Origin of the sequence: Chryseolinea serpens, from assembly GCF_900129725.1 — a bacterium.
GTDB classification, from domain to species: Bacteria; Bacteroidota; Bacteroidia; order Cytophagales; family Cyclobacteriaceae; genus Chryseolinea; species Chryseolinea serpens.
Map to the genome: position 1 here is coordinate 1,425,682 of NZ_FQWQ01000001.1, position 16,166 is coordinate 1,441,847.

Genomic DNA, 16,166 nt, shown 5'->3' on the forward strand with positions numbered 1-16,166 from the left:
GAGGGGTCATCCCTCATCAAAATTGCCCAGATACAGCCGGTTTTTATTCAAGCTTTTAGTTTTCATTTCATGGTTAAGATTTCCTTTCCTGGCGACTATTCGTGTTGATGAACGGCCATCGGATCGCCACCCTTTTTGAGCACGATCTCGCTGTAAAGCAAATAGGCCCCGGTGACCGCCACCGTGTCGCCTTCCGACAATCCGCTGGTGATCTCCACCTTTCCAAAATCCTCCAGCCCCGTCTCCACTTCGCGGGGCTCGAAAGTGCCCGGCAGGGTTTGCACATAGACGTGCGCTCCGTGGGCGTCGCGGATCACCGCGTCGGTCGGGAGTGCCAACGCCTGGCGCGACGAGTGGGTGAAGAGCACTTGCGCCTGCATGCCCGGCTTGAAAATCTCGTTGGGATTGGCGAGGGTCGCGCGCAGCACCGTCACCACCGTGTTGGCGCGATACTCCGGGCTGAGAAAGGTCACCTTCGCCTCCACGGGTGTGGCCTCGTATCCATTCACCCGCACGCTGATCATGTCGCCGACCTTGACCAGCGAGGTTTCCTGCGGATAGGTCTCCGCTTCCAACCACAGTGTGCCTATATTTTCCAGTTGATAAAGCGCTGCCCCCTCCTCGACGTATTGCCCTTCGGCTACGCGGATGGAGGTGATCAACCCCGAGGCCGGCGCCAGGAACGTGATCCGCTCCTTAAAAACTTTAGACTTCCCCAACTGGTCGACTTGGGCTGGGGTGAGGCCATAGCGCAGGAGTTTTTGTTCGGCACTTTTCAAAAACGTTGCATAGCGTGGATTCTCTTTGCCCAGCGCATCGTATTGCGCTTTGGCCAACAGGTATTCGCGTTGCAGCGTTAGCAGGGTCTCGCTATACAACTCGTAGAGCGGCTCCCCTTTCTTCACAGGGCGACCGGTTTCTTTCAGAAAAAGTTTTTCCACGCGACCGGCGGCGCGGCTGCTGATCACGGAAGAACCTTCCTCGTTCAGCGCCAGCTTTCCATTGATCACAATGGTCTGGCCTACGGGCTGCGACGCAACTGCCGCGGTCGTGATGTTGGCCAGCCGCATTTGGTTTTCGCTCAACATGAGTTCGATGCCCGCTTTTTTGGGAACAAGATCCATTCCACAGATCGGACATTTCCCCGGTCCATCCTGAACCACCGCGGGGTGCATCGGGCACGTGTACTTTTCCGGCGCAGGCTTAGGTTGTTCATGCGCATGATCGGCGTGCCCGGCAGCCGGTCGCTTTTCGGAACATGCCGCCAACACGGACAGTAAGGCGATGAATATGAATAGGGTTCTCATGTCAGGGATTGGTTTTAACAAAGCTTTCACTGTCGATCAGGTAATGGGCATTGGCGGCAATCTCTTCCGAAGGCGTCAGGCCTTGGGTGATCTCGATCCAACCCTTGGCATGGATGCCCGTGGTGATTTTCTTCGGCTTCAGCATGCTGCCGTCTTTGACAAACACCAGCCGGTCGCGCCCCATGTCCAGCACGGCATCGCGGGGCACCCAGAGGGATTCCTTGGCGGTGAGTTGGACTTTCGCGCGCACCAGGTGGCCGATGTGCAGGTCGTGCATGTGTTTGGTGTACACGCGCAGTTTCAAGAACTCCTCCCCCTGCGCGAAGTAGGGTTGCACAAAATCGATGGTGGCTTCTTCCTTCGTGCCGTTGCCGAAGTCGAGCGTGAGCACATCGCCTTTGCGGATGGCGCTGGCCTGGGCTGCGGGAACATCCAGTTCGATGCGCAACGCCGCCGTGTTCACAATGTTGAAGAGTGTCTGCCCCGCGCTGACGTAGTCGCCTTCGCGAAGCAGGGTAGCACTGGATGTCGCGCCGGTTGTTGATGGCGTGTTTGTGCCGGCATTTGCGGCGGATCCCATGCCATTATCGCTCATGCTCGTCGCTGGGCTGCTTGGCTTTTGAGGTAATGTCGGGGGTGTCTGCTGCGCGGCGGTCACAACGTATCCGCTGTATGGACTATAGATCGGAAAAGTAGTGGCCACCGTTTTCCGGGCTATCAGCTTCTGGATGTAATCCGCATCCACCCCCAGCAGTTCCAGTTTCCTTTTTGCTGATTCAACCAACGCCGTGTTCCCTGCATCGCTTTCCAATACAAAAAGCAATTCGCGTTGCGCGGTGAGCAGCTCGGGGCTGTACAACTCGGCCACTCTCTGTCCTTTGTTCACCGGTTGAAAGGCATACTTGAGAAACACTTTCTCCAACCGTCCTCCGGTTCTCACCGAGAGGGTGTAGCTGCTCCGCGTGTCATAGGTGATGATGCCCTGCGTTTCTTGCGAAAGCGGCACCGTGCGGTATTCTCCTTTGATGGTCTTCACGTTGCTGGCGACTACCTCGTTGGTAGACTTCAGCAGCGGTGTCAGGTCGCCATCGGCGGCCGATACTTCGCCGGGACGAGCTTTGCGCACCAGGTCCATCCCGCATACGGGGCAGGTGCCGGGTTTGTCGGCGAGCACCGTGGGGTGCATGGGGCAGGTATATTCATCGTGCGCCGTTTCCTTTTTTGTGCAGGCCATCAACCACACGAGACAAAGCGCAGCAAGTGCCAAGCGATGCAGGCTACCCGAAGTTTGATTATTCTTCCACTTGTTTCTCATAGTTCGCGATCATGATGTAATACGACTCCCGTTTGCTTAAATATTCCAGTTGCGCCATGCTCAACGCTTCCCAGCCATCGAGCACCGCGGGCAGTTGTTCGCGGTTCTCTTCGTAGGCCAGCAGCACTGACTCGTAGTTCTTGCGCAAGGCGGGGATGATCTTCTCCGCATAGTTGGTGAGCTGCCGTTGCATGTTATTGATCGGGCCCACCATTCCCCCCAGCATACCTTGCGTTTCGATGAGCAGCGCTTCCCGCTGGCGGCGCATGGCTTCGATGTCGTGGTGCATGCCTTTCACTTCGGCTTTGTACATGCGCGACGACCAGGGCGCGATGGGTATGGAGATCATGGCCATGGCCGTGAATTGCGTGGGCATATCGCCGATGGGTTGCATGTGGTCGAAGCGAATTTTGAAATCTGGTTTGGCCTGCATGCGTTGCAACTGCTGATTCAGTTGCATCACCTGGATGGTCTTGTCGATCTGGCGCACGTCGCTGCGTTGCGCGCCGATCGCCGCCGTATCGGACAAGAGGGGGCTGAACCGGAAAGTCACTTCGGTGGTGGTGTCGATTTGCAGGGGCGTGGTTGCCGGCAAGGCCATCAGCGATTTTATCCGGAATGTTTTTTCATCGATGTCGCCCTGGGTCATCAACAACATATTTTGTACTTCCAGCAAGCGGCCTTCGGTTTTATAGATGTTGCCGAGGCTGCCCTGGTTGTAGGGATAGCGCACGCGGGCCAGCTTCAGCATGAGTTCGAGTGTTTGCTCGTTTTCGCGAAGCACTTTCATTTTTTCGGTGGCAACCAGCCACTGGTAGTATAAGGTCCTCGCTTCCGCCCGCAAGGCATTGAACCTTACCGCACGCGCCTCGCCTTCCACCGCTGCGCGGGAGGCCAGGTAGTTTTGGTTGGCCCGCTGCTTGGCGGGGTTGGGGATCTGTTGCTCCATCGAGATCATGACCGAACCTTTGTCGCGTTCCTCCATCAGGCGCTGGCCTGGGTAGGGCGTCATAAAGGTTCCGGCGCCGACCATGGGAGCCATCCAACTTTTGGCGCCACCCGTGTAGGCCTCGTAGGCTTGCGCCCGTTGATCGTACTCCTTCAGCATCGGGTTCGCACGATCGATGCGCGCGAGAACGCTGTCGAGGGTGACGACCTGCGCCATGACCGGCGACAGACCAAGCACCAGGAGTGAAAGCAGGATCAGGATGTTATGCTTTTTCATATACGTCAAGTTTACCGAGCTTGCGCAGCTCATATTCCTTTGTCATTAAAAAGATGAGGGGCGTCACCAGCAGGATGTGGGTGGACGATGTGAGCACGCCGCCGATCATGGGCAGCACGATGGGCAACATCACGTCACTGCCCACGCCCGTAGACCACAGCACCGGCACCAGGCCAAAGAGCGCCACCGACACCGTCATGAGTTTGGGACGCAAGCGTTTGGCCGCGCCGTGAATAACAAATTCTCTGAGTTCTTCCCGTGTGATCGTCTCGCTCGAGTTGCCGCGGAGTTTTACCAGTTGCTGCATGGCGTCGTTCAGGTAGATCACCATGACCACGCCCGTCTCCACCGCAATGCCAAACAACGCGATGAATCCTACCGCTACAGCCACGGATAAATGCACTCCATAGAAGTAAACCATGTAGGCGCCACCGATCAGCGCGAACGGCACGGTGATGAGGCTGAAGAAGGCTTCGCGTATGGAATGAAAAGCAAGATACAGCGAGATGAAAATGATGAGCAGCACCACCGGCAAAATGATCATGAGTGTTTGCTGGCCACGGATCAGGTTTTCGTATTGCCCGCTCCATTCCAGGTAGTAACCGCTGGGCAACGTGCCCATTTGTTTGTTGATGGTCTCCATCGCCTCTTTCACTGTGCCCCCCAGGTCGCGATCGCGAACATTAAAGAGCACGGCGCCGCGCAGCAAAGCGTTTTCCGAAACGATCATCGGAGGGCCATCCTCAAATTTTATGTCCGCCACACTCGACAGCGGCACGATGCCCAATGCCGGCGTCTTCACCGGAATGCGTTTGATCTGGTCGATGCTGCTGCGAAAATCCTGTGCCAGGCGCACGCTGATGGTGAAGCGCTGGCGCCCTTCGATGGTCTGCCCGATGGCCGCACCCCCGATGGCCGATTCCACAATGGTGTTGACGTCGTTGACGCTCACCCCAAACCTGCCCAGCGCTTCGCGGTTCGCTTCGATGGTGAGGTATTTCCCCCCCGTGATGGGATCGACGTATAAATCTTTTACACCCGGAACCCCCGCCAGGGCTTTCTTCACTTTTTCCGACAGCGCATAGATGCTGTCGAGTTGCTGACCATATACTTTTACGCCGACATCGGTTCGAATGCCGGTCGAGAGCATGTTGATCCGGTTGATGATCGGCTGCGTCCAGCCGTTGACGACACCGGGGATTTGCATTTTGGCATCCAGTTCGTTGATGATGGCCGCCTTGGTGATGCCCGGGCGCCATTCCGATTTCGGTTTGAGCATGATGATGGTCTCGATCATGCTGATGGGCGAATTGTCGGTGGCGGTGTTGGCACGTCCCGCCTTGCCGAGCACCTTGTCCACTTCGGGTACCGACTTGATGATCTTATCCTGCACCTGCAGGATGCGCTTCACCTCTTCGTTCGAAATGTCGGGCAAGGTTACCGGCATGAATAAGATGGATTGCTCATCCAAGGGCGGCATAAACTCCGTGCCCAGCGAAAGCAACAAGGGCACGCTCACCACCAAAGCGAGGATGTTGACCGCGAGCGTGGTCTTACGCCACTTCATACACGCGCGGATGACTGGCTCGTAGATTTTTTCCAACCCATGCGTGATCGGGTTATGCTTCTCGCTCCGGAATCTCCCTTTCATAAAAAACGAAATGATCACCGGCGCCAATGTCACGACCAACACCGCGTCCACTATTAGTATGAATGTCTTTGTCCAAGCCAGTGGATGGAACAACTTCCCCTCCTGCCCCGTCAGCAAAAACACAGGCAAAAATGAAGCGATGATGATGACCGTGGAGTAAAAGACTCCCCGCGAAACCTGCCGCGACGACTTCTCAATGATCGCCAGCCGCTCACCTTCCGGTATAGCATTATATTTTTTTCTCATAAGTCTTTGTGTTAAACCTCCTCAGGATTGAGCTCCTCAAAGCGATGCGACAAATGCTTATAAGCATTCTCCGCCATAATGATCCCATTATCCACAATCACTCCAATCGCCAACGCCACCCCCGTCAGCGACATAATGTTGGACGTGATATCAAAAGCATTCAAAAGAATAAAGCTCGCGGCCAGCGTCACCGGGATCTGGATCAGAATACTCGCCGCACTCCGCCAATGAAACAAAAAGATCAACACCACCAGCGACACCACGATCATCTCCTCCATCAACGTCTTCTTCACCGACGACACCGACTCCTCAATAAGTTGACTCCGGTCATACACCACATTAAACTTCACGCCCTCGGGAAACCCTTTCGACACCTCCTCCATCTTCTGCTTCACCCGCCCGATCACTTCGTCCGCATTCTCGCCATAGCGCATCACGACAATACCCCCAACAGCTTCCCCTTCACCATTCAAATCAAAGATCCCCAAACGCGTCTCCCCCGAGGTCTGCACCGTCGCCACGTCGCGGATGCTCACCGGCACGGTGTTCACCGTCTTCACAGGAATGTTCTCGATCTCTTCGATGGATTGCAGATAGCCTGATGTCTTGATGATGTAACCGATGTCGCTCATCTCAAACTTGCGTCCACCGGTCTCGTTGTTGTTGGCCCGCACGGCCTGGATCACATCCTGCACTGACAGGTTGTAGTACGCCAATTTTGTGGGAATGAGACTCACCTGGTATTGCTTTTGAAAACCGCCGAACGAAGCGATCTCGCTCACGCCGGGCACGGTTTGGAGGCCGAACTTCACATACCAGTCCTGCAGGGCGCGTTGCTCACCCAAATCCATGCCTGGCGCCGTGAACGTGTACCAGAGAATGTGGCCCACCCCAGTTCCATCGGGACCCAATGTGGGCGTAGCACCTTCCGGCAATAAGCGGGCAGCATAGTTCAAACGCTCCAGCACGCGCTCGCGGGCCCAGTAGATATCAGTATCATCCTGAAAGATGACATAGACGAAGCTCATGCCGAACATCGACGTGCCCCGCACATATTTGATCTGAGGCAAACCTTGCAGGTTGGTGACCAACGGGTATGTCACCTGGTCTTCGATGATCTGCGGACTGCGGCCCATCCATTCGGTGAACACGATGACCTGGTTCTCCGAAACATCGGGAATGGCATCGATCTTGTTTACCCTGACGGCCTGAACACCCCAGGCCAACAACCCGGCGGCCACCAGCAACACCAGGAACCTGTTCCGCAAGGACAGGGAGATTATTTTTTCAATCATGATTGAAAACGTAAGAGGAATTGAAATAAAAGGAGTTATGCACCCGCCTTCGCTAAAGCTACGGCGGGCAAGCCAGCGGGCAGGCCGGCAGGCAAGGAAAGATCAGATCAAATGAGGAAGACCCGCAGCGAAACGGTGCGGTCTGTCGATCGTAATGGGGGATCGTAATAATTAAAGAACGTGCGCGCTACGGGCGCTGTAGGAATGATCTCGGCAATGAGTACCGACGGCTGTTCAAGGTCCACTACAGGAGCGTGGCCAATATGATATTCTGAAAGGGTATGCTTGAAGCCCTGTCCTTCATGCACAACGGTCTCGTCTTCACAGCAGGGCTTTTGAAGATGACGATGACATGGCGGCATTTGTTGCTCCATCCCGCACTTTTCAGCTTTGGTAAGCAAAGCCATATTCTGCACTTGGCCTCCACACCGGTGTATACCCACGATGAAGCTGCTGGAGGAGATAAACACCAGCAGACTAAAGGTGAGGGCCGATATGAAGCGTATGGCTTTCATGACAATGGCTACAAAGATAATGTTTTTTTTAATATGGTGAATAAGCCGCCAATGGACCGCCACACGAAGCGCTTTGCTTGCCCGCCGAAGCTTCAGCGAAGGAGGGCGCCTTTGCGGTTAAAAATTACTGCACCCTCTCCCCTACATACCCAGCTTTCTTCAAAGCCTCCAGGACCTTCCCCTCCTCCCCGTCTACGCTAAGAATCTTAGCAGGGTTCTCAATATCCACCTTCCAATTCCCAACCCCAACAGCCTCATCCAAATGCGGCGTCACTTTTGCCACACATCCCATGCACTTTATATTCGTCTTGAATTTTGATGTTTCCATACCATTTTGATTTTGATTCTCTATACAAATAAACGCAACCTTCGCCTCGCCGGTGTTTCAGAATTACCGGAAAGGTTTACATAATTCCCTCAGATCTTTGCCGCCTTCAACCGAAGGCTATTCGCCACCACGCTCACCGAACTTAACGCCATCGCCGCCCCGGCGATCATGGGATTCAACAAAAATCCATTCACCAGAAACAACACCCCTGCCGCCAGCGGAATGCCAATGACATTATAGACAAACGCCCAAAACAAGTTCTGCCGGATACCCTGCACCGTTTTCGTGGAGAGGTTGAACGCCTTCGGGATATAGGCAAGATCGGACGTTATGAGCGTCATCTTGGCCACGTCCATCGCGATGTCGGAGCCTTTGCCCATGGCGATGCTCACGTCGGCCTGGGCCAGGGCTTGTGAGTCGTTGATGCCGTCGCCTACCATGGCCACGATCTTTCCCTGGCTTTGCAAGGTCTTGATGAAGTCGGCTTTCTCCGTGGGGAGCACGCCGGCGCGATAGGATTTTATTCCAGCCTGGCGCGCGATGGCCTGAGCGGTTTGTTCGTTGTCGCCCGTGAGCATAAAGACCTCGATGCCCTTGGCCTGGAGTGCTTGTATGGCGCTGGCCGCCGTCGATTTGATGGTGTCGGCAATGGCCGCTACGCCGAGGACTTGATTTTGGTTTGCAAAATATACGACGGTGTGTGCCTTGGCCTGCCATTGAGCGGCGGCAGTTTCCACCGATGAACTCATGGCAATGTTGTTTTCCTCCAGCAATTTTTTATTTCCGACATAATAGCTATCCTTTCCCGCCACGGCTTTAACACCACGCCCGGTGAGGCTTTCAAAAGCGTCAATCGGATATTGTGTCGCGCCGGCATCTTTCAGCCATTGGACCACGGCCCCGGCCAGGGGGTGCTCGGATTTCGATTCGATGGTGTACAGCAGATCGCGATAGCCAGCCGTCTGCTTCACGCCTCCATCCCACACCAGATCTTTCACGGCCGGCTTGCCTTCGGTGATTGTTCCGGTCTTGTCGAGTACGATCGCGTTGACGCGATGGGCCAGTTCAAGGCTCTCCGCATCTTTGATCAGGATGTTGTTTTCCGCGCCTTTGCCCACGCCCACCATGATGGCCGTTGGCGTGGCCAACCCCAGGGCACAGGGACAAGCAATGACCAGCACCGTCACCGAAGTGAGCAACGCGTGGGTGAACGCCTGCTCTCCACCCCAAACCATCCAGGCACCAAACGTGAGCAAGGCGATGGCCAACACCACGGGCACAAAGATGCCCGCGATCTTATCGACCTGCTTTTGTACCGGTGCCTTACTGCCCTGGGCCTCCTGCACGCGTTTGATGATGTGCGCCAGGAAAGTATCGGCTCCAACTTTTTTGGCTTCGAACGTGAAGCTGCCCTTTTGGTTTAGGGTGCCTGCATACACGCTGTCGCCGTTGCGTTTTTCCACGGCCACCGGTTCGCCGGTAATCATACTCTCATCGACAAACGAAGAACCTGAAACCACGACGCCGTCAACGGGGATTTTTTCTCCCGGGCGCACCACAATGGTATTCCCGATTTTGACGGCCGCCATCGGCACATCTTGTTCGTTGCCGTCGCTGATGATGCGCACCGTGGTGGGTTGCAGGCCCATCAATTTTTTTAACGCCGACGACGTGTTGGACTTGGCTTTCTCTTCCAACAGTTTGCCCAGCGAAACGAAGACGACCACCACAGCAGCCGCTTCAAAATAGACATGGGCATGCAGCCCGCGGGCGTGCCAGAATTCCGGGAAGAAGGTGTTGAATGCGCTAAACAAAAAAGCAATGCCCGTACTCAGCGCCACCAAGGTGTCCATGTTCGCCTTTTCATGCCGCGCCTGCTTCCAGGCGTTTACAAAGAACTGGCGACCAAAATAGAATACCACGGGCGCTGAAAGCAGCAAGGAAATATAGTTGCCATAGGGCATATCCATAAAGAACATGCCGATGATCACCACGGGCAACGCCAGCACCGTGGAACCGATCGTGCGGAATTTGATGGCCTCATACTGTTTGCGCTGCGCCTCCTCTTTCACGGCCTGCGGATCTTCTACGTTGACGACCAGGTCGTAGCCAATGGACTGCACGGCCTTCTGCAACGCGGCCGGCGACGTGCGTTGCGCATCGAACTCAACCCAGGCCGACTGGTTAGCAAAGTTCACCCCGGCGTCTTTCACACCCGGCGCTGTTTTCAAAATGGATTCCACGCTGACGGCACACGCCGCACAGGTCATTTCCAACACGGGAAAGGACTCGCGCGTGAACTTGCCTGCTTTTGTTGCTATGTTTAGGGTCTGTTCTGACATATCTCTGGTATCCCCCGACATTATCATCAAAGGATACTACAACATTACAGGGAAACCGGGGGATTAGTTTTATAGAATTGCTGGTTTGATTTATAGAATTACCATCAGGGCCAGAGATCGGCACAACAGACTAAAGACTGCTGGGGGCGTGGGGGCACAAAATGAGACACAGGGATTATCCTGCCTTTTCCTTCCAATATTCACCCAGAACTTTACCAGCAGCCTGGTAGGCGTTTTGAATGCGGGAGAACATCTCGAAATCACCGCCTGTTGAAGGGCCAGCGGAGGCGAGAAAGCGGATCTTGGCAACGATTTTATTATTATCTGCGGTTTCTACCACGATAAACTCTCCCTCCACTTGGCCAGCTTGATTTACGATGCCCAAGTTCCATCCGCCCTCCGTGCGTCGTGTTCGCACTACGATCGTATATTTTGCATCAGCATCGTCGACCTTGACGGAGGAGAGATGTGAGAAGCTCTGCTTGAACCATGAAGCGTATAACTTGCGGTAGTCGAACCACAGGTTGCAAAACTCGACGCCCTTGCCTTGCTCCTTCTCTTCCCAGTCTTTTTTCTTGCGTGCCAGGTAGGCTTCTTCTGGAACATCTTGCCCCACCATCATGCTGTCGTAAACGAACCGTATGTTGAAGGATTTTATTTCTTTGAGAGGCTTTAGGCTGCCTTGTAGAAGTTTTACTTTCTTTTGTGCCAAGACCGTTACCGGCAGCAACAGGAAGGCGATCAATAGGATATTTCTCATGCAAAACGGTTAACGTGGATTTCTCTTCAAACCTAAAGAAAACCAAAAACGGCAAAAGGAACAAGTTATGAGCCTGCTCAAACGACAACGCTTGCCCTATCTCGTACTTTCATGAATGAATGAATGAACGAGCGCCCGGCCAGGGATAGTAGTGGAAAGCCCACAGCGAAGGGCGGGTGGCGGGCAGAGCGAGGACTTGGAACGGATAGCCCGACCCGAGGCCTCCGAGGGGGGCCGCCACATTCCTATTTATATTTCACGACACCATCAAGCTTGGGCGCAAGTGAGGAATCAATCTTTCAACGCCGACGTGAGATCGGCGCGATTCAGGCTCAGGGCCTGGAAGCCGCAAATGGCGCTGATCACGACCATGCAATAGAGCAGCGGGTAGAGCGGATCGGTCCAGGAAAAGTGGGTGGAATACACAAAGGTTCTCAGCAGCTCTTTCAACACGATGAAGGTGAAGGGTCCGAAGATCAAAATGGCGATCAGCATTTGGCGGGCAAACTCGCGGATGAGCAGTTGCGTGATCTTCAAACTGCTGGCACCGAAAAGCTTGCGGATGGCAATCTGTTTTAGTTTGTCGCGAACAATGCTTACACTCAACCCATAGATCGCACAACAGGATAGGATCGCCGAGATGATCGCCAAAATTTCCGACAACGTATTGAGCCGGTCCTGATAGATCAACCATTCTTCGAAACGCCTGTTCAGAAAAGAAATCCGGGCCTTTCCCTTTTCATTCTCAAATTGATTGGACAGAAAGGTTACCGTTCTCCGGATGTCGACTTCCAGTATCCGCACACAGAGGAAATTATAATGGAGATAGGACGCAACTTTTATCTTAACCGGTTTTTCAGGCTGGTCGAATCCATCGCTCAGCCCCTCGAAGACACCGATCACCCGTTGTCGATCGTTGGCCAGCAGTTGCATTCCTCTTTTGTTGACCACCATCACCGAATCGCCATCGTTGGCCCGGAACCAATTTCCTTCGACCATGTTCAGGTTGAAAAAATCTTTGAACATCGGGTCGACCGACATAAAGTAAAATTCCGAATTCAATTCTTTGCTACTGATCTGGTTGGGCAGCTGCGACGTGGCGATGACGTCGACGATGTTGGGGTTATACTTTTTCCAGCCTGCCCGCATGCTGCGCAGCCCCTCGTCGGTCAGGCCTTTGGGGTATGAGAGATACACCACCTGGTCGTGGTTCCGGCCGGGCTCTTTGAGCAACGAGTAGTTTACCTGCCGCCGGATGACCATCGAGGCCACGATGAGAAAGATGCTGATGCCCAACTGCAGAAAGGTGATGACCCGCTTGAAGCGCGGGAACGTGATCGGCGCCGTGCCCAGGAGCCGGCTTGGGGTGGCCTGTGTGAACCGGAAGGTCATGAAAAGCGGTGCAATGCCCAGGATCAGCGACAGTCCTGTGATGATCAGGATCAGCGAGGCGTCGAAGCCCAGGAACAACGCCACGAGATCTATGCCCAACAGGAGCTCGATCTCAGGAGAGGCAACCAGCAATACGGCCAACCCCAACACCAACGAAAGACCCACCAACGAAAACGACTCCTTTCCAAACGCTATCAATAATGTCCACTGGCTTGTCCCGGACAGTTTTTTCACGGCCAGTTCCTTGGAGCGGTGAGGCAACGTCAGGGTAGTGAGATTGACAAAGCTGGTGAGCGCCAAAAAGAATATCAGACCGGAAATACAGATCAAAAGGATGATGCTGTAGTGATCGCCATGCTTCACGTCCTCTCCCATTGCTCGCGGTCCAAAATAGATGTCCGCAATGGGCTGGCAACGGTAGGTCACATCGGCTGTCTTGGGTTGCTCGTTCATGAGGGTTTCTATTCGCGACACGGCGCGCGACTTACCATACGCGAGGTGATCCCGGGGATTGAAACCCAGGGTCTGGATAGACGCATCGTCGAAGTGTATGAACGTATTGAATTCCGTATGCGCATTTTGGGGGAAGTCCTTGTAGACTGCAGCCACACGAAAGACGACCGTGTCGCCCACGGCACTGATCTTCATTTCCCGTCCCTGTACGTCCAGGCTTCCAAAATACTCCCGCGCAGCCGATGAAGAGAGCATGATGGTATGTTGGTGTGTTTTGAAGTCCGATACCGCTCCATTCAGGATCGTAAAGGAGAAGATATCGGCAAGTTCCGCATCGGCCGCATGTATCTTTTGATCGCGAAAGATCTTGCCGCCGACACCGATGCCCATTTCTTCCATGCCCTTCACCCTCGCCACGACCACCGCCTTCCCCGCTTTTTTTTTGAGGTGCATCAGGATATCCGTTGGAATCCGGTTGGAGAGACGATTGCCACTGTAGTCTTCCTGGTTGTTTCTTTGCAGGATCCGGAAAATCGAATGATAGTCGTTGTGGAACCGGTCGTAGCCAAGTTCATTGATCGAAAAAAGAATGATGAGCGTCGAGCATGCAAAGGCAATGGCCAGGGAAATGATCTTCAACCCGTAGGCCTCGCGGTTTTTCGCGATGATCCGCAGGAACAAGCGACCTTGCAAAGTCGTCAGGGGCATAACGTTTGATGCATAAGCGGGTTGTGTTGGTTCTTACACGACTACCGCTATTCAATACTCATACCATAATTAAACCGCGTTGTGGCGGCCGAAGGGATCACGGCAGCCATGAAGCTGTCCGTCTGCGCAGTCTTTTGTCCGTCAACGGTCGCGTGGGGAACGCGTGCGCCGGTTTGTTTAGTTTGTCGGCTTCAAGTTCGCCGTAGGTATTCGACGACGGCCATTGTTCTCGCAGAAACTGATAAACCAACTTTACTTTTGCAAAAGCGCGGCAGCACACCAAAGCACCGGAGCCTGACCATGCATATCGCCTGTTATACGTCGCCGGTCAAGATAATATTGGCGGTCATTCTTTTTATTGGTTCCCTGACACACTTCCCGGATGTCTCCATTTTCGTCGATATACGAAGTCAACCCAAGCCAGGCTTTCCGTGCAGCGGCCCCGTAGGTCTTCTGATCCAGCCAGCCGTTCTTCACCCCGGTAATCATGGCGAAGGCGAACATACCGGTACACGAGGTCTCCGGCCAGGATTCCGGGTCGTCGATCAACTGGTGCCACATCCCTTTTTCATCCTGGTACTTTAAGAGCGACGCCATCATTTTCTGATATCCTTCCATAATTCGCGGACGATCCGGATTATCGGCCGGCAGCGAACGAAGCAGCTCTGCTGTGCCGGCAGCCATCCACCCATCGCCACGGCCCCAGAAAAACGGAACATCGGGAGCGTGATAGAAAAGGCCATTGTCGCGCTGCAGGGAATCGAGGTACATCACCATTTCCCGCGCCGCCCGGTCGATATATTTTCTGTCGCCGGTAGCGCGAAAGGCTTGTGCCTGTACGGCGGTGATCATGAACATATCGTCAATCCACAAACGTGTCTGCCAGGTATATCCCTTGTCATAAAACCCTTGCGACTCCGGTTTTACACGAGGGCCCTCCGGAGGCCCCCATTGCTTATCGGCAATATTTTTTCCCATGTCCAGGTACCGTTGCTCCTTGGTTTGCGTATAGAGCTCCAGTGGTATGCAACCGAATACACAATAATCTACGTGATCCGGCAGGGGTACCATGTTCGCTTCTGGTCCAAAGAAAGGTTCGAAACGCGCTACCAGCGCTTGTTTTAATTTTTTGTCTTTGCTCCCCTGCGAAAATTTAAGCGCACCATACCAGGCGCAAACTTCCGGGTACGTAATGACCTTGGGTGGTGTGGGCCGCCCAAAATTCGGATGGAGCGTAGCGATGAAGCGATCGGCCACACGTTTTCCAATTTCCACCGGCGAAGCTCCTTTAGGCCACTTCTGCAGGTCGGCGACGGCAACAGACTGTGCCTGCAATTTTGACGATACGAATAAGATCGCGAGAAGTACGCGTATGGAAGTCTTTTTCATTTAAGAAGAGATTGTGAGGAGCTGGGTTTGTTAGTGTTTATTTTCATCCCGGTGTTGCTTCCGCAGCAGGGCTTCGAGAAAATAATAATCGGCATAGCTCAATGGCACATCTACTTCGCTGTTTGCCGGCTTTGAGCCGGTGCTGTGCAACAGGATAAATCCTTTGTTCGCTCCTGCCGGAGAGGTATAGTGCGCCGCCAGGTTTTCAACAATTTTATCGGCTTTGGCGCGATACGCCTTTCCGTTGGTGCTATACCCGCTTAATTCATAAAGGGCGGAGGCCATCACGGCAGCGGCGGAAGCATCGCGCGGTTCATTCGGAATAGCCGGTGCATTGAAATCCCAGTAGGGAATAAGATCCTCCGGCAGGTTGGGGTGATTAAAGATGAACCCTTCGATCTGTTCCGCCTGCCGGAGAAACGAACGGTCTTTGGTTTCGCGATAACACATGGTGTAGCCGTATAGCGCCCAGGCCTGGCCCCGTGCCCAGGCCGATTCATGACTGTAGCCCTGATGTGTGTTTTTCTTGAGCACCTTGCCGGTTACGCTATCGTAGTCCAACACGTGATAAGAACTGTAATCGGAACGAAAATGATTTTTTTGTGTGGTCTTCGCATGGCTTACGGCAATCTTGTAGAACGAGGAGTCACCGGTAACTTTCGTGGCGAAGAAAAGCAATTCGAGATTGATCATGTTATCGATGATCACCGGGTAGCTCCACCGGTCCTGGCTGTGATCCCACGAACGAATAACCCCCGTGGCCGACCGGAATCGCGTGCTCAATGTTTTTGCGGATTGTATCAGAATCGATTTATAGGAAGCATCCTTCGTGAGGCGGTAGCCGTTGCCATAGGTGCAGTACATTTTAAATCCCATGTCGTGCGTCTTCCGGTTCCATTGTTCCGGTTCCATCCGGGCGGTAAATTCTTCTGCTTTTTTCCGCCATTCGTCTTTGCCGGTATATTCGTACAAATACCAAAGCTCGCCTGCAAAAAAACCACTGGTCCAATCCCGCGAGGGTGCCAGCACAAGCTCACCACCCTTCAAGGTGCGGGGCCCAACCGGTACGGGTGTTTTATTCTCGCTTCTGCTTTTCTCAACACCGGCTTCCACCTCTTTCAGCATCACGGCCGCTTGTTTTTCAGCCAGCACAAAGGATCTGGAAATGACCTTGTCGCGGTTCACCATCGCTGAACAGAGGAGGAAGAGGGCTACACAAATGGAATTGATCCGCATATCG

12 protein-coding genes are annotated in these 16,166 nt (G+C 53.9%); all 12 read right to left on the reverse strand.

Annotated elements, in window-relative coordinates; all coding sequences use genetic code 11:
- Window positions 1–95: 95 nt before the first annotated feature.
- A complete protein-coding gene (locus BUB30_RS05575; protein WP_073131810.1) occupies window positions 96–1,307 on the reverse strand; it encodes an efflux RND transporter periplasmic adaptor subunit in 1,212 nt (403 codons plus the stop codon).
- A 1-nt stretch (window position 1,308) separates the two neighbouring features.
- Complete coding sequence (locus tag BUB30_RS05580; RefSeq protein ID WP_084137917.1) at window positions 1,309–2,622, reverse strand: heavy metal-binding domain-containing protein; 1,314 nt, start codon at window positions 2,620–2,622, stop codon at window positions 1,309–1,311.
- A complete protein-coding gene (locus BUB30_RS05585; RefSeq protein ID WP_245804034.1) occupies window positions 2,600–3,847 on the reverse strand; it encodes a TolC family protein in 1,248 nt (415 codons plus the stop codon). Before BUB30_RS05585 ends, BUB30_RS05580 begins: the two co-directional genes overlap by 23 nt.
- Window positions 3,834–5,744 carry an efflux RND transporter permease subunit gene (locus BUB30_RS35755; protein ID WP_073131815.1) on the reverse strand — a complete coding sequence of 637 codons (1,911 nt, stop codon included), beginning with the start codon at window positions 5,742–5,744 and terminating at the stop codon, window positions 3,834–3,836. Before BUB30_RS35755 ends, BUB30_RS05585 begins: the two co-directional genes overlap by 14 nt.
- 11 nt (window positions 5,745–5,755) lie before the next feature.
- A complete protein-coding gene (locus tag BUB30_RS35760) occupies window positions 5,756–7,039 on the reverse strand; it encodes an efflux RND transporter permease subunit (RefSeq protein ID WP_073131816.1) in 1,284 nt (427 codons plus the stop codon).
- Between the two features lie 107 nt (window positions 7,040–7,146).
- Window positions 7,147–7,554: an HYC_CC_PP family protein gene (locus BUB30_RS05600; protein ID WP_073131818.1), complete on the reverse strand. Its 408-nt coding sequence runs from the start codon at window positions 7,552–7,554 to the stop codon at window positions 7,147–7,149.
- 124 nt (window positions 7,555–7,678) lie between these two features.
- Window positions 7,679–7,882, reverse strand: coding sequence for a heavy-metal-associated domain-containing protein (locus BUB30_RS05605; protein ID WP_073131819.1), 204 nt, complete (start codon window positions 7,880–7,882; stop codon window positions 7,679–7,681).
- Window positions 7,883–7,971: 89 nt separating this feature from the next.
- Complete coding sequence (locus BUB30_RS05610; RefSeq protein WP_073131821.1) at window positions 7,972–10,224, reverse strand: heavy metal translocating P-type ATPase; 2,253 nt, start codon at window positions 10,222–10,224, stop codon at window positions 7,972–7,974.
- A gap of 175 nt (window positions 10,225–10,399) precedes the next feature.
- The gene (locus BUB30_RS05615; protein WP_073131822.1) at window positions 10,400–10,984 is read right to left on the reverse strand and encodes a hypothetical protein; all 585 of its coding nucleotides are present in this window, start codon (window positions 10,982–10,984) and stop codon (window positions 10,400–10,402) included.
- A gap of 291 nt (window positions 10,985–11,275) precedes the next feature.
- Entirely contained in the window at window positions 11,276–13,537 is a 2,262-nt protein-coding gene (locus tag BUB30_RS05620; protein WP_073131824.1) for an ABC transporter permease, read from the reverse strand.
- Window positions 13,538–13,789: 252 nt separating this feature from the next.
- Entirely contained in the window at window positions 13,790–14,926 is a 1,137-nt protein-coding gene (locus BUB30_RS05625) for a glycoside hydrolase family 88/105 protein (protein WP_073131826.1), read from the reverse strand.
- Window positions 14,927–14,956: 30 nt separating this feature from the next.
- Window positions 14,957–16,162 (reverse strand): glycoside hydrolase family 88 protein, encoded by a 1,206-nt coding sequence (locus BUB30_RS05630; RefSeq protein WP_073131827.1) that lies wholly within the window; start codon window positions 16,160–16,162, stop codon window positions 14,957–14,959.
- Window positions 16,163–16,166: the final 4 nt, after the last annotated feature.